Source organism: Streptomyces sp. NRRL S-350, assembly GCF_000719705.1.
In the GTDB taxonomy this organism is placed as follows: domain Bacteria; phylum Actinomycetota; class Actinomycetes; order Streptomycetales; family Streptomycetaceae; genus Kitasatospora.
In genome coordinates this window covers 1-13,329 of record NZ_JOHO01000104.1, presented here as the reverse complement: position 1 = coordinate 13,329, position 13,329 = coordinate 1, and the positions used below count along the sequence as shown (strand labels likewise).

General features: G+C 69.2%; 12 protein-coding genes. 8 read left to right on the top strand and 4 right to left on the bottom strand.

The window, feature by feature from the left end; all coding sequences use genetic code 11:
• Window positions 1-501 precede the first annotated feature (501 nt).
• Window positions 502-672, bottom strand: a complete 171-nt coding sequence (locus IF30_RS48385) for a hypothetical protein (protein ID WP_158835895.1) — start codon at window positions 670-672, stop codon at window positions 502-504.
• A gap of 173 nt (window positions 673-845) precedes the next feature.
• On the opposite strand from IF30_RS48385, the gene IF30_RS0138700 reads away from it, so the two are divergent.
• The gene (locus IF30_RS0138700) at window positions 846-1,934 is read left to right on the top strand and encodes a hypothetical protein (RefSeq protein WP_158835893.1); all 1,089 of its coding nucleotides are present in this window, start codon (window positions 846-848) and stop codon (window positions 1,932-1,934) included.
• 960 nt (window positions 1,935-2,894) lie between these two features.
• Here the strand turns inward: IF30_RS0138700 and IF30_RS0138695 are convergent.
• Window positions 2,895-3,725, bottom strand: coding sequence for an oxidoreductase (locus IF30_RS0138695; RefSeq protein WP_030247492.1), 831 nt, complete (start codon window positions 3,723-3,725; stop codon window positions 2,895-2,897).
• A 92-nt stretch (window positions 3,726-3,817) separates the two neighbouring features.
• On the opposite strand from IF30_RS0138695, the gene IF30_RS0138690 reads away from it, so the two are divergent.
• Entirely contained in the window at window positions 3,818-4,399 is a 582-nt protein-coding gene (locus tag IF30_RS0138690) for a TetR/AcrR family transcriptional regulator (RefSeq protein WP_037902742.1), read from the top strand.
• A 182-nt stretch (window positions 4,400-4,581) separates the two neighbouring features.
• Here the strand turns inward: IF30_RS0138690 and IF30_RS50475 are convergent, their stop codons facing one another.
• On the bottom strand, window positions 4,582-6,429 hold the full coding sequence (locus tag IF30_RS50475; protein ID WP_030247488.1) for a helix-turn-helix domain-containing protein: 1,848 nt from the start codon (window positions 6,427-6,429) through the stop codon (window positions 4,582-4,584).
• Between the two features lie 208 nt (window positions 6,430-6,637).
• Between IF30_RS50475 and IF30_RS0138680 the strand changes: the two genes are divergently transcribed.
• The 5 genes from IF30_RS0138680 to IF30_RS0138665 all read left to right on the top strand — a co-directional run bounded on the left by IF30_RS0138680 (window position 6,638) and on the right by IF30_RS0138665 (window position 12,394).
• Window positions 6,638-6,955, top strand: coding sequence for a cupin domain-containing protein (locus IF30_RS0138680; RefSeq protein WP_158835890.1), 318 nt, complete (start codon window positions 6,638-6,640; stop codon window positions 6,953-6,955).
• A 232-nt stretch (window positions 6,956-7,187) separates the two neighbouring features.
• The gene (locus IF30_RS0138675) at window positions 7,188-8,117 is read left to right on the top strand and encodes a ribosome-inactivating family protein (protein ID WP_158835887.1); all 930 of its coding nucleotides are present in this window, start codon (window positions 7,188-7,190) and stop codon (window positions 8,115-8,117) included.
• 133 nt (window positions 8,118-8,250) lie between these two features.
• Window positions 8,251-8,736, top strand: coding sequence for a replication-relaxation family protein (locus IF30_RS50905; RefSeq protein WP_078892038.1), 486 nt, complete (start codon window positions 8,251-8,253; stop codon window positions 8,734-8,736).
• 310 nt (window positions 8,737-9,046) lie between these two features.
• Window positions 9,047-9,517 (top strand): hypothetical protein, encoded by a 471-nt coding sequence (locus tag IF30_RS0138670; protein WP_030247483.1) that lies wholly within the window; start codon window positions 9,047-9,049, stop codon window positions 9,515-9,517.
• 3 nt (window positions 9,518-9,520) lie between these two features.
• Complete coding sequence (locus IF30_RS0138665; protein WP_030247481.1) at window positions 9,521-12,394, top strand: M48 family metallopeptidase; 2,874 nt, start codon at window positions 9,521-9,523, stop codon at window positions 12,392-12,394.
• Between the two features lie 244 nt (window positions 12,395-12,638).
• On the opposite strand, the gene IF30_RS0138660 is transcribed toward IF30_RS0138665, so the two are convergent.
• A complete protein-coding gene (locus IF30_RS0138660; RefSeq protein WP_158835884.1) occupies window positions 12,639-12,917 on the bottom strand; it encodes a hypothetical protein in 279 nt (92 codons plus the stop codon).
• Between the two features lie 166 nt (window positions 12,918-13,083).
• Between IF30_RS0138660 and IF30_RS48380 the strand changes: the two genes are divergently transcribed.
• Entirely contained in the window at window positions 13,084-13,239 is a 156-nt protein-coding gene (locus IF30_RS48380; RefSeq protein WP_158835881.1) for a hypothetical protein, read from the top strand.
• The last annotated feature ends 90 nt before the right edge of the window (window positions 13,240-13,329 follow it).

The window sequence follows — 13,329 nt, the reverse complement described above, 5'->3', positions numbered from 1 at the left end:
CGTGAGTTGTCTGCGCGTCACACTCAACAGTCCTACCGGGTTCTGCCCCAGCGCGGGACAGAAACCCGAAGATTGATCACAACCTCATACAGGCCCTAGCCGCTGGGCGTGGGCGGCTCAGTGGACCTGGTGGCCGTTGGGCCGCCGTCCGCTGTGCGGCTACTCGCGCGGTTGCGGCTGCCGGTCCTGCCACCATCATTCTCTTCCTCCTGTTCGCCATGGTGGACGCGGACTTGGGCGCGGCGTTCCCGCCCCGTGTCAGGGGGAGGGGACGCCGTAGGGGTTCACGGAGCGGCACGACAGGGGTCTCGGAGGCCCGGTAAATGGGGTGCCGGAGCGTGATTCCGGGTCGGCCCGGTCGATCGCCCCGTGCTGTCGGTTCGTCGAACCGTGTCAATGGACACGCTGCGATGGCCCACTGACAAGCCGCACTGCTGACACCCGGGCCGCGCGAAGTTCGTGGCTGGCCGTCAGAGCCGGAGCGTGTTCGGGGCCATGGGTTCACAGGTGGTCGCGCGTCCAGGTGGCGAGCCACCCGACGAGGACGGTGCCGATGGCGGTGGAGGCTCCGCGCACCAGACCCGTGAGGGCGGTGCGGGTCAGCCGGTTGGAGTGCCCGCCGTGCGGGCGCGGCGCGCGGCGGTGGGCGTGCTTCTTCGAGGAAGTACTCACGGTCGGTCTCTCTGGTCGGACTTGACGGTGTGTGGGAGACGTCTCAGTGCCGGCGGTCGTGGGCTTGGTCGTTTGTCGTACCCGCGCCGTCGAACTGTGCAAGCATGCGCACACCCCGAGTTGGTGCGGAAACCGCACCAAAGGGCTGACCGGCTCTTTTTAGGAAATCTTCGGTGCCGTTACCGAACGAGGAACAGGGCAAAGGCGGGCCCGGGAGGCCCCGCAAGAAGCCCAGCGAAGCAGCCGTCGGCAAGGCCATGACCGACTGGGCGAGCTACGCCGGCAAGGTTGTGGACGCCACCTGGACGCTGCGCAGGGACGCCGAGCGGGCCCTGGGAACCAAGCACGCCGACCTCTCCCTGATCCTGTCGGGCAAGGGCCTGCCCGACATGGAGTGGCTGCGCATCCTTCACAGCGCCCTTGAAGCCGCGGGTTACTTCGTGGAGGCGGAAGAACGTGAAACCTCCTACACCCTCTACATGGCCGCGCTGCGGGAGATCGCGGAGGCCGAGCAGCGTGGCGAGCCGAGACGGGTCAGGGCCATCGGCTGGAAACACAAGCGGGCCTCTGCCCAGTACGAGCTGGAGCAGACACTGGAGCGTGCCCGTCGGGAGCGGGACGAGGCCGAGCAGCTGAGGTCCGCCACCGAACAAGCGGCTGAGCGACAGCGCGAGGAGCCAAAGCCGGAGAACAACCTTGACGACGGCCGGGCACAGGAATCAGTGCGGTGGGCCAGGCCCCGTCCATTGGCCGTGATCGCCGACTTCACAGGCGTGGTGGTCGGGCTCACGGGTGAACTGGTCAGGTTGCTCATGACTCTCCCGTTCGCGTTCCGACGACAGGTCGTCTTCACACAAGTGTTGAAGGGAATCGACACCGAGTACAGGTTCACGACCTATCCTGTTGCCCAATGGATGGACCTGGTTGATCTGGCCTTCCTTCTGCTGGGCAACGTCGCCATCGCTCTGGCGGTCTCCAGCATCGTCCACTCATTTCAGCTCCACCCCGTCCCTGCCTGGTGGCAGACCGGGTTGTTCGGCATATGCGTCGTGATCCTTCATGCCGTCACCGCGTGGGTCCTCAGGCGTATCCACGCCGCTGTGCTGCCCGTACATACAGGGTCCGGTGGGATCACCGCCTCCATAGGCACCCTGCTTTCCATCGGCCCCTACGCGGTGCTCGCGATCGGCACCTATCGCCCCCAGTGGCTTGGCCCCATCAGCACATGGGGCCAAGCAATCGCACAGATCACCCTCCAATGACGGCGGGCCAGGACGGTGCTGCTGGTGCAGTCCTCGGGCTGGACGTAGATCGCGCGGTGCCACTCACGGATGGCGGCTGCCTGGCCGTCGAACCAGGCCGGGCCGCCGGGGCGCAGCCCGGGAACGGCCCGTCCCGGTCTCCCGGTGCAACTCCTGATGTAGCTCCCGATGTGACTCCTGATGCCAGCACCCCCGCTCGGAGGGCGAGGGGGCATCTGTGCAGCTCAGCGGGCCAACCAAGGTGGCCGGAGATTCTGACAACCCTTCCTGCGCGCCCTGTTCTCCTGGTGGTGGGGTGGTGTGCTGTCGGGTCGGGTGGCCTGCGGCGCCTGCGGCGCCTGCGGGCGGGCCCTGCGGGCGGCCTGGTCTGACCGGCAGCCGATGGTTGCCGCCCTTCCGGGCTTCGGCGTGGTCGTCTCCCTGGATCGCCGCCGAGGGTCCACAGGGAAGTTGTCGGTGCTGCCCGGCAACGGTGGGCACCCCTTGACCACGCAGGTCAGCCCATTGCCCGAAGCCTCGGCGGGCGCTGTCCGAGGCAACTCGTAGGGCCACTTGTAGGGCAAGTTGTACGGCTACTCGTAGGGCCACTTGTACGGCAACTCGTAGGGCAACCCCGGCCCGCCCGGCCCGCCCGGGCGGGTTGTTCGCGGGGTGGTCGGGGGGTGGGGCTGGGGGTGTCTGGGGCGGCCTCACCCGTGGGCCGGACGGTGGGACCGGCAGGCGCCCCGGCGCCGTACGGCTGCGCGCCTGGCTGCTCCTCGGGCTGCTCGTACGGGTGCGCGTTCGGCGTTCGTCCCTGGTCCCGCCGTTTCGGTGGTTCGCCCTGGTCAGCGGCCTGGCTCTGTTCGCGAGTTGCGGCAGCACTTGTTGACGAGTTTGGGAGGCACTTGAGCCGCGACGGCCGTCGAACGGTTCGCGGGATTCGACAGCACCCTGCCGTCCTCGACTGTCCCGGATGGTTCAGTGCGGCAGGCCGATGGCGCGGGAGATGACGGTGTCGAAGGTGCGGTCGGGCAGGAGGCGGCGCAGGGCGATGAGGGGGCGGGCGCCGAAGCCGCTGGCGTAGCGGGTCTTGGGGCGGCGGGCGGTGACGGCCTTGGCGATGGCGTCGGCGATGACGGACGGCGGGGAGTTGCGGTTGGCGTTGGCCTCGGAGCGCAGGGAGGAGGCGACGGCGGCGGCTTGGGTGGCGTAGGCGCCGCTGGTGGAGGACTTCTCCAGCTTGTCGGCGGCGATGGCGCCCCATTCGGTGGCGATGCCGCCGGGTTCGATGACGACGACGTCGATGCCGAAGGGCTTGGCCTCCAGGCGCAGACAGTCGCTGAGGGCTTCGAGGGCGAACTTGGTGCCGTGGTACCAGCCGCCGAGCGGGGTGTGGATCTTGCCGCCGATGGAGGTGACGTTGACGACGGTGCCGGAGCGCTGGGTGCGCATGTGGGGCAGGACGAGCTGGGTCAGGCGGATCGCACCGAAGACGTTGACCTCGAACTGGTAGCGGCCCTCGTCCAGGGGGACGTCTTCGAGGGCACCGTAGGAGCCGTAGCCGGCGTTGTTGACGAGCACGTCGATCCGGCCGGTCTCCGCGATGATCTTGTCGATGCCGGTCTGCACGGAGTCCTCGTCGGTGACGTCCATGGCCAGCGGGCGGATGCCGCGGTCGGCGAGCGTGGCCAGGCGGTCGGTGCGGCGGGCGGCCCCGTAGACGGTGTAGCCGAGCTCGTTGAGCTTGAGGGCGGTGGCCTCGCCGATGCCTGAAGAGGCACCGGTGACGAGGGCGGTCTTGGCGGGCATGGCGGGGTCCTCACGGTTAAAATGAACTATGGTTCATCATCTATCCTGAACCTTGGTTCATCTTGATGCAAGTGAAAGGGCAGGCGAGTTCCGTGACCCAGGCCAGGGCGCCGCGCGCCGACGCGGTCCGCAACCGACGGAAGATCCTCACCGCCGCCGGCGAGCAGATCACCCAGCACGGCCCCGAGGTCGGCATGGACGGGATAGCAGCCGCTGCGGGCGTGGCCGTCGGCACCCTGTACCGGCACTTCCCCACCAAGACGGACCTGGTCGCCGCCGTCGTTGCCGAGTGCGTCGCCCGCGTCGCCGACGACGCCGAAGCCGTGCTCGCCCGCGTCGCCGCCGGAGCCCGGGCCGCGGACGAGCTGACCGCTTTCCTCGGCCGCGTCATTGAGCAGTCCGTCACCGACCGCGCCGTGAAGGCGGCCGCCCGGACGCTGGGCGCGGAGCCGGGCGACCGCGCCGACGAGGACCGCGGCAGCAACGCCGTCGCCGCACTCATCCGGGCAGGCCAGTCCGACGGCGACATCCATCCCGACGTCACCGTCAGTGACATCTACCTGCTGTTCTCCACCGCACCCACCGACCACCCGCCCGCGGCCCGGGCCCGTTGGCTCGCCCTGGTCATCCCGGGGCTGACCACCGGAGCCCGGCCGGTGGGCAACCGACACTGAGCAGACCCCGGTGCCGCATCAGGCCGTGCTGTCGCTTCTCGTGAACATCGAACACGACCGGTTCATGGCGCTGTTCAAAGTCGCGTACATCCGCTGTCGCAACTCATGAACAAAGCCACCGCCGCCACCCGGACGGCGTACCGCAGTCCGTTCTCACCAGCCGCTGACCTGCGATGACGAAACTAAACAGGGCCGCGGCGAAACTCACCGGTGGGGTCGGGCAGGGCGGTCCGGGGCGTGCCGGGGGCGGCCTGGAGGGCGGCCGCGAGGTTGCGCAGCCCGGACTGTTTGCCGGGGGCGTCTTCGTCGTCGGGCAGCGGGCCGGTGGGGAGGTTGGACAGGAGCATCCATCCCAGGAGCGCTTCGGAGGTGTGGAGGTGCCCGCGGACGGTGGCCGGGTAGAGGTTCAGGCGTTGGGCGGTGGTGTCGACGCGGAAGTCCTGGTGGGTCCAGGTGCGCAGGGTCCGAGCCAGGGTGTCGCCTCTGGTGGTGCGCTGGTCGGTGCATTCCTGGTTGAGGGGGGCGAGCGCGGCGGTGGCCCAGTGGGTGACCGGTGGCTGCGCCAGGAGGTGGGCGAGGGTGGGCGCGGGGTGGGGGAAGGGGTCGGTGGCGGGGCCGTGCAGGGCATGGATCTGCAGGGCGAGGGAGAGGGTGATGCGATCGGCGGTGCGGTCGGTGGCCAGGCCGGTGGCCCGGAGTGTGGTGTGGATGCGGCGGCTGAGGGTGTTGCGGTGGATGCCGAGTATTCGGGAGGCGGCCGAGACGTCGAATTCGAGTCCGAGGGTGACGGTGGACAGTTGCTGCTTGGCGCTGCGTTGGTTGAGGACCGGTTGGAGCAGGGTGGTGGCCCACTGTTGTGCGGTGGGTGGGTCGAGGGCGTCCAGCAGGCCGGGGGTACGGGGGGCGACTGCGGCGCGGGTGGGGCTGATCCGGGCGGTGGCGATGGCGTCGTGGGCCAGGGCGTAACCGGTGGCGGTGTCTTCGAGGGGCAGGGTGGGGCTGATGCCCAGGCTCAGTCGGTGGCTGCGGTCGGCGGCCAGGGGGCGCAGGGCGGTGACGGCTGGTGCTTCCGGGAGGTTGGGGTCGTGGTGGGGGACGACGATGATGATGTGCCCGTCGAAGGCGGGGCACCGTACGGCGAAGCCGGTGTCGCAGAGCAGGGTCTCGGCTCGGGCGAATGTCTCGTCGCGGGAGGTGCCGGCGCAGTCGATGATGGCGATCTGGACGTCGTCCGTGTCGAGCAGGTAGGGCGAGAGGGGCCCCAGGATGCGTTGGGCGGGCTCGATGTGGCCGGTCATCAGGGCCTGGAACGCGGCCAGGCGCACGGCGTGCAGCGTCTCGGCGAGCACGGTGTCACCTGCGGGTACGGACGTGCGCCGGCGGATCGTGAGGACCGTGGCGGATCGGGCCAGCAGGTCCCGGTCAGACGCGCTGAAGGGGTGGTGGCGGCGCGCGGTGAGGAGACGGTCGTTGTCCCGGAGGGGGTGGGTGGAGGTGAAGGTGCCGCCCGCCGCGGGGAGCACGGCGGTGGGGAGCTGAAGGCTCACTTCCGCGTCCAGCTCGCGGGCCAGCCAGTCCAGGAGATCGCCGGCTGGGGCGCTGTCGTTGCCGAGGTGGTCCAGGAGATGGGCGAGGCGGACGGCGTGCCGGTCGGTCGCCTGCCGGCGGAGTTCGGTGATCCGAGAGATCAAGGTGTGGCGCCAGGTTGCCACGGGGGCGCCGGAGGCGAACAGCGGGAGCGCCGCGTGACGAGCGGCCTCCAGCAGCGGGCCTTGCGCAGGGGCCGGCGCGTCTGACGCGAGGACCAGGCCGGCGGCGCCCTGCTCGGCCAGGTGCCGCAGCCAGGCGCGTGCCTGCCCGATGTCGATCGTGTCGGATGAACAGACGAGGAGCGTGCCGGAGGGCCGGGCGGGGCGGTCGCAGGGCGTGAGCAGTTCGGCACGGTCCACGACCCGGTCGCCGGAGACGGCGGTGTCCAGGGGGTGCAGGAAGTACTCGGGCTGGCGGGCGAGGGCCGCGAGTGTGAGCATCACGTCTCCTCCGAAGGGGCAGGGGCGGCAAGGCTATCCGGGCCTGGGCAGTGGGCAGTGCACGGGTGCTGTGCATCCTGCGGAAAGTGGTGCATGGGTGGCGTAGTAAGCGCCGTCGAAGATCCTTACGCTGATCGACATCCGGCGGACGGCAACAGGCCGCCGCCACACAGCAATTGAAGTGGGGACACCCATGCTTCCGGGTTTCGTGAGCGCTCACCTGGACCGGGCCCCGGTGTCGGACACTCGGGTCGACGAGCACATCACCATGCGCCGGCTGAAGGAAGGCACGGCGACCGACCCCAGCGTGATCATGCTGCTGGAGTTCGCGCCAGGCACACAGTTCGGCGAAGACCGGCACACGGTCCGCGAAATCGTCCACGTGCTCAAGGGCGAGTTCAGCGACGGCACGAACGTCTGGCCGGCCGGCACACTGCTCTGCGCCGAGCCCGGATCCGTGCACTACCCGCAGTCGGCGGCCGGCTGCACGATCCTGGTCGTCTACCCCGACGGCGAGGACGCCTGACCGCTCCTCACATCGTCGGCCCGTTTCCCAACATGGACGGACTGTACGTCACCGTGAGAGTCGATTCTTGACGAGGAAACTTCGCGCTACCGGCCGAACCGACAACTCCTCGCCGCCTCAGGGGCCCTGGGCCCCGGGCTCTCACCGCGCCGCGCGCTGGGAAGCCGCCCAAACCGCCGGCGCAACACCGCAACACGCTATGTCATGCACACCCGGAAAGGGCCCCTGGTTCATGCTCGCAGCAAACCGCTCCGGCGGCTCGAAGCGCCTGATGGCGCTTCTACTCTCGGTCATCGCCCTGTTCTCCGTGGCCCAAATTGAGGCCGCGCCGCCCGCCAAAGCCGCCACCAGCAACTATTGGTCGACAATCACATGGGACATCACCGGACTGGCCAGTGGGGGCACTCGTCCTGCATCAAACTACCGGAGCATGATCAGGCAGATCAGGGAACTCTCCGGAACCAGCATCGCCACAAACATGGCGCGGACCACCTCGGCAACCGAGCGGTACATCGAGATCATGGTGACCGACTTCAATGAACCCCCGGCAACCCAACACCGGCTCTCGCTCTACCTGCGCCTCGACAACCTGTACCTCGATGGCTTCACCGTCTCGGGGCAGAACTACGCGTTCAGCGACGCTCCGAACTACCTCAACACCCGGTTCCATAACCAATACCCGAGGAACAACCCCCTCTTCAATGTCCTCCGGTATTCTTCTCACTACTCGGATCTCGCCAGCGCTGAAACCCGCGCCGCCCAGCATTTCAGCGGACCGTCCTTCTACTACTACGTCAGCACGCTCTTCGGGGTCAGCGGCGGTTCCGTGAACCAAGTCCGCCCCCACCTCGCCGCCATGATCGGAGCAACCTCCGAGGCTTCTCGTTTCGGCTGGATCGAGAACCGCATCGCCAACTCGGTCGCCTACGGCCAGGACTCTGACGGCGGCCGCTCCTACGACTACCTCGGTAACTTCGGAGCCGAGCTTGAGAACAGCTGGGACGAGCTGTCGAGGCTCGTCTACCGCGAGCAACAGGGGAACTTGCCCGTCCCTTCCGTCACCATCGACAGCCGGGTCTACCACCACATCAGCGATATCGTCAACGGGCGCGCCGATACGCCGAAGCTTATTCCCTTCCTCACCCACGGAAGCGCCCGATAGCACCAACCCCACCCACCCGCAGAACGACCCCCGCAAGGGGCCCACACGATGTGGGCCCCCGCCGAGCCAGACGCCTCGTCCAGACACCCGGGAACCCAGTCATGCGCTACGCGCTCCATGAAGCGCGTAGCGCATGACAAGCCGTCAATTCAGTGCACTGGCCCGGCACAGCAGCCACCTCGGACACCGACGGGCGGCAGGCAACCGCGGGATCGCGCGGCTGCGGGCGTTCGTCGAGGTCGACCGCGGCACCATGAGCGCCGAACGGCTGGCGTCGAAGCTAAACGCCTACGCCCGTTACTGGGCCACCGCGCCGCTGCCTGCCGGGGTGCGGCCCGGCGGGCAGCGGCGCGGTGGCCCTGCTCGCGGAGCAGGCGCGCCCCTACACCGACCAGGAGGCGGCTTGCGTTCTGGGCCGTCCAGCGGGCCCTGCACGCCGCGATGCCGCAGTACCGCGACGACCTCAACGCCATCGGCGCCCAGGCCGTCCCGCTCATGCCCGCCGCCCTGCAGCCCCGCCGGCTGGAGGTGCCGTCGGCTGGAGGTGCCGTCGGCGGCGCCCGCTCTGCCCGTCCCCGCTTCGCCAGGGCCCTCGTACGGCCCGGCCCGCGGCCGTTGACCGGGAACCGGGCCGAGCCAGGCCCGGTTCCTCGCTCATCGGGTCGCCGGTCTGACGGGGGCGTGGCTCGCTCCGTCGTGCCCACGCGGTGGCGCGACGGCGAGAACCCCGAGTGCACTCGATCCTCGCCGGTCCCGGATGAACAGAACATCTCGCGGAACTCTCCCTCCAGCAAAGGGACTTATGCGAGACTCTCCACATGAATTTGACGTCTCATCAGGCAGATGTGACAGGGCACGGCCTTCGGAGGGGCAGGTCCGGATGTCCGCAGTAGCGGCTGACTGACGCTGAGTTCTCCCGGGAGGCTGTGATGGATTCGGCTGGACACCCCACGGTGGCTCAGATGGTCCGCGACGTGGTCGCTGTCCACGCACCGGAGGAGCTGGCAGTGGCGGAGGGCCTGGCGAGGCTCGACAGCAGGGCAGCCGCACGCCGGCTGCGGGGCTCCGGCATGCGGCACGAGACTCTGGGCTTCGGCCTGGCGGACGTTGCCGCGCTGGTGACACCGGTGATCTGGCTGGTGCTGAACGAGGTTTCGCAGCGGGCCGCCGCTGCGACCGTCGACCGGGCGGGCCGGGGATTAGGTGCGCTCTGGCGCCGGGTATTCCGGCGTGGCGGCCAGACCGTGGTGCCCCCACTGTCCCGCGAGCAACTGGGTGAGGTCCGACGGCGGCTGCTGGAGGTCGCCGCCGAGCGTGGCCTGCCCCAAGCGAAGGCGATTGCCGTGGCCGACGCCCTGATGACCACACTGGCTCTCGAACAGGGCGAAGCCGAGGAGTAGGCGGTGCCTGCCCTGGGACGGCAGCTCGCCGCCACAACGTTGCGTTTCGTGCTCTTACTGACATTGCTGCTGACCGCCAGCGTGTCGATGACTAAGCTCACGTTGGCGGAATTCGGGCTGGTCAGACCGTATGCCGTGATCTGTACCGGTGTGGCCGAGACCGACGGGTTCACACTGGTCAAAGACATCGGGAACGGTCCGGAGCAGGCCGTCTTCGACTCCGCGAAGAACTGCGTCGAACAGCAGGCCATCGCGCTGCCGTGGTGGGTGATCCCGGCGGCCGTTCTTCTGGTGCTCGGCACGACTGCAGCACTGTTCGCAATTCTTCCCCGTTGGAAGGCCCGCCGTGGTCGGGTGCTCCCGCTGGCCGCCATCGATCGCGACGGACAGGTCGCCGGCATGATCGCGGAACTGGTGGCGCAGACCGGGCTACGAAGCCCGCCGACGGTGCTGGTCGACGTGACCGCGTTGTCGGCCAGCGCGGTCGTGTTCGGCCGGACCGGGCGGCCCAGGCTCTGCCTGAACGGCGGGCTGCTGGCCAGGCAGCGCACCGACCCGCAAGGCGTCCGCGCGGTGCTGCTACACGAACTGGGGCACATCGACAACCGGGACGTCACACTGACATACGCGACGGTCGCGCTGTGGCGGTCCTTCGTCTTGGTGGTGCTCGCACCGGCGGTGGTAGGGCTCCTGTACACGTCCTTCAGGTGGCCCCACGCGATTGCCCCACAGCGCACCATGCTGGCGGCGGCTCTGATGGTCTTGCTGATCTACCTGTCGCGTTCGGACCTGCTCCGGACCCGGGAGTTCCACGCTGATCTGGCGGCGTTGCGATGGGGCGCGGACCCCCGCGGTTGGTCGGCCGAATCGGCGGTGCGGGCCGGTCGGGGCCGGAGGGTGCTGGTCCGGTTCGGTCGACTGTGGCGAAACCATCCCGACTGGGAGTCCCGGCGGCAGGTGCTGGCCGACCCCGACCTATTGTCCCGGATTCCACCGCTGGCGATGTTCCTCACTGGTGCCGTACTGGTGCTGGTCGACGCACAGGTGTGGGTGTCCACCTCTCTCGCGATCCCGGTGGTGCTGGTGGCGCCGCTGGCCACCGGCGTGATGACCAGCCTGGTCTGGCCGGCGGTGGAATCGGCCTTGCGAACCGGCTCGGGCCGCCCCCAGGGACTGCGAGCCGGGTTGTGGCTGGGGCTGGGCATGTCGGTGGCCGAGTTCGTGTCCAACCGGGTGGCACTCTCCAGTTGGCTGCCCCAGCAGCCCCTGTTGCTCCTCCTCCTGTTCCTCGCTGGCATCGCGCTGACCTGGTGGATCACACAGTGCTGCTATCTGTGGGCAGCGGCTTGGCCGGGCCGGTCTCTCCGCCCGGCGAAGTGGATCGCATTCATTGGGGGCCTGGTCGCGGTCACGAGCTGGCTGCTGTGGTGGCGGAGCGCGGGCATCATACTGGCGCACAGCTTGCCTTTGACACTGAGCCAGGTGATGGAGCAGGCGGCCCCGGGCGGCGTCGGCCCCGAGCGGTTGCTGCCTTACGAGTCGGTGCTGCCGGCCTATGCCGTGTACATCTGGTTGGTCACCTCGATGAGCATCGAGGTCGTTCCGCTCAGCCAGGTTGCGATCGCGGCTTCGTGGGGTATCGCGTTCGTCGCTTGGCTGGTCCGGCCCCGCCCGGTGCCGGTCACCGATGCTCCGCCCAATCCGGGGCCAGCTCTCGTATCGGGGCCGACCCCGGAGGAAGGTGTCGTTGCTCTGGCTCCGGTCACGCCATCGCGGCCGACCTCGTTGTTCCGCCTCCGGCGGCTTCTGCTGCCCGCAGGCGCCGGGAGCCTCGTGTGCTGGGCTGCAGTCGCAGCGACGATGGGGGCCATGCACGGCGCCCTGCAGAGCGGTCGGATGGACGGCCTCCGGGCGACGAGGTTCTCCATGGCCTACCAGGGGTGGGCCGCGTTCGCCCTACTCGGCGCGGCCGTACTGAGCGCTGTCGTCGCGAGCATGCTCGCGGGCCGCTCTCAACTCGTCGCAGCGGTCATTGCCGGCCAGCTGACTGTGCTCGGCGGTTCAGTAGGCGTACTCGCACTCGTCGCCGTCGACGGCTGCGTGGGGCCGTTGACACTGTTCCACGCCTCCTGCGGCTGGCACCCACGACAGGCGTGGGCCGCGTGGGGTTGGCTGCTCGGCTGGATCCAAGTGTCGGCGCTGATCGCAGCTGTCCCCACTGCCGGACTCGTCGCCGGCGCACGGGCCGTCATCGCCCGGTGGCGACCGGACCGCCCGGCGGTGCTCGATGAGCCAGGACGGGCACGCATGGTGGCCCGGCGTGCGGTCGTCGCGGTCGTCGTCCTGGTGACGTTGGTGCTCGCGGGCGCGCGCGAGGCCGCATTCAGCACGGGCAGCAGCACAGCTCAGCCGGGACCGAGCGCCAGTTCCGCGCCGTCCGGCTCCCCGGGCTCGCCGCGACTGACCTCGGTCGAGGTGGAGGTCTGGCACAGCAGTGGCGGCGACAGCCTGGCAACCCGATTCAACAGCGCGTACGGCCAGCTGGCCCTCGCGACCGCCGACATGAGTGCGCGCAAGCCGGGCGCGGACGGCGGAGTCGAGATCGACGAAGCCCGCTTCCGGCCAGTATGCGAGAGCATCGGGACGATCGCCGCGGATGCCGGCCGCTACGATGCCATCCCCGACCCGCAGGCAGAGGCGAACTGGCAGTCCTTCATCGAACACGCCACGCGGGTGGGCCGCAACTGCCCGCACTCGTTCGACACCGACGACAGCCAACTCTTCCTCGCCTCCCTCCACGACGCCGACCTCGCGGCCGCCGACCTGACCGCCGCCCTCCAACGGGTCAGAGACATCAAGCGGGCCAGCGCAGGCTGACGGTACGGACGTGTAAGTGGGACCGGGCTGCCCCCTGCCGAGGCCGAGAGCATCATCGGCTGCCACGTCGGTCCTACCCCGCCGCACGATCCGCCACAACTACCGACCCTCCCGGCCCGCCGGCCTCAGGAATCCGACCGGCTCCGCCACTCGCCTCGCCCCTCCACATGGAAACGTCTCGCCGACTGCCAACCAGCAGAGGGGCCAGGAGCGCCGAACCCGGTGGACCTTTTCGGTCGCAGCACTAGCCAGCGGCTTCCAGGGACTTCAGGCGTTCGGTGTACAGCTCGACGACGCGCTCGATCTCCGCGGGTGCGGCGTCGATGAGCCCGCGCCGGTCCTCGGCACAGGCCTGCATCTGCTCGGTCAGCTCTGCCAGGCGCTGCTGGTCGCCGGCGCGCCGCGCGTCCAGGAGCTGGCGGCTGTACCAGGCGATGACCGCGTCCACCGCCTCCTTTGCATCCTCGTAGGAGGCGCCCCCGCCTTCCGGGGACGGGGACGATGCGGACGGGGGAGTGTGCACAGCGAACCACCTCACGGCTTCGAACGGTCTCGGCCAGGCTGCGCCGCCAGCCGCCCGGACAGGTCGGCCGGTGGCCCGTTCCCGGCCCCGTTTCCGACCGATCCTGTCCCCTGACCTGGCCGATCATCTAAATCGGCCTCAGATGACATGTCCTGGGGGGAATCTCGTGGCCGACCTTCGCGCGCTGTTCAGCTCCAACGACCCGGTCGACAGCGCCGAGGCGTTCACCAACCGGGAGCACCAGTGGTCGCTGGTGGCGGCTGCCGTCGAGGAGCACCTGCGGACCGTCGCAGCCCCCGGCTTCGACGTCGAGGCTGCATGACGCGGGTGTGAAGTCCGAGCACGCCTACCTGGCAGGCATGGCGTCGATCGGGTTGTCGTTCGCCTCGTGGATGGTGTCCGTGAAGGCCGA

Coding starts and splice junctions, on each gene's coding strand:
- IF30_RS0138695 (WP_030247492.1), bottom strand. CDS start 3,725: ATGCCCGCCAAGACCGCCCTCGTCACCGGTGCCTCTTCAGGCATCGGC.
- IF30_RS50475 (WP_030247488.1), bottom strand. CDS start 6,429: ATGCTCACACTCGCGGCCCTCGCCCGCCAGCCCGAGTACTTCCTGCAC.
- IF30_RS0138675 (WP_158835887.1), top strand. CDS start 7,188: ATGCTCGCAGCAAACCGCTCCGGCGGCTCGAAGCGCCTGATGGCGCTT.
- IF30_RS50905 (WP_078892038.1), top strand. CDS start 8,251: ATGACAAGCCGTCAATTCAGTGCACTGGCCCGGCACAGCAGCCACCTC.
- IF30_RS0138670 (WP_030247483.1), top strand. CDS start 9,047: ATGGATTCGGCTGGACACCCCACGGTGGCTCAGATGGTCCGCGACGTG.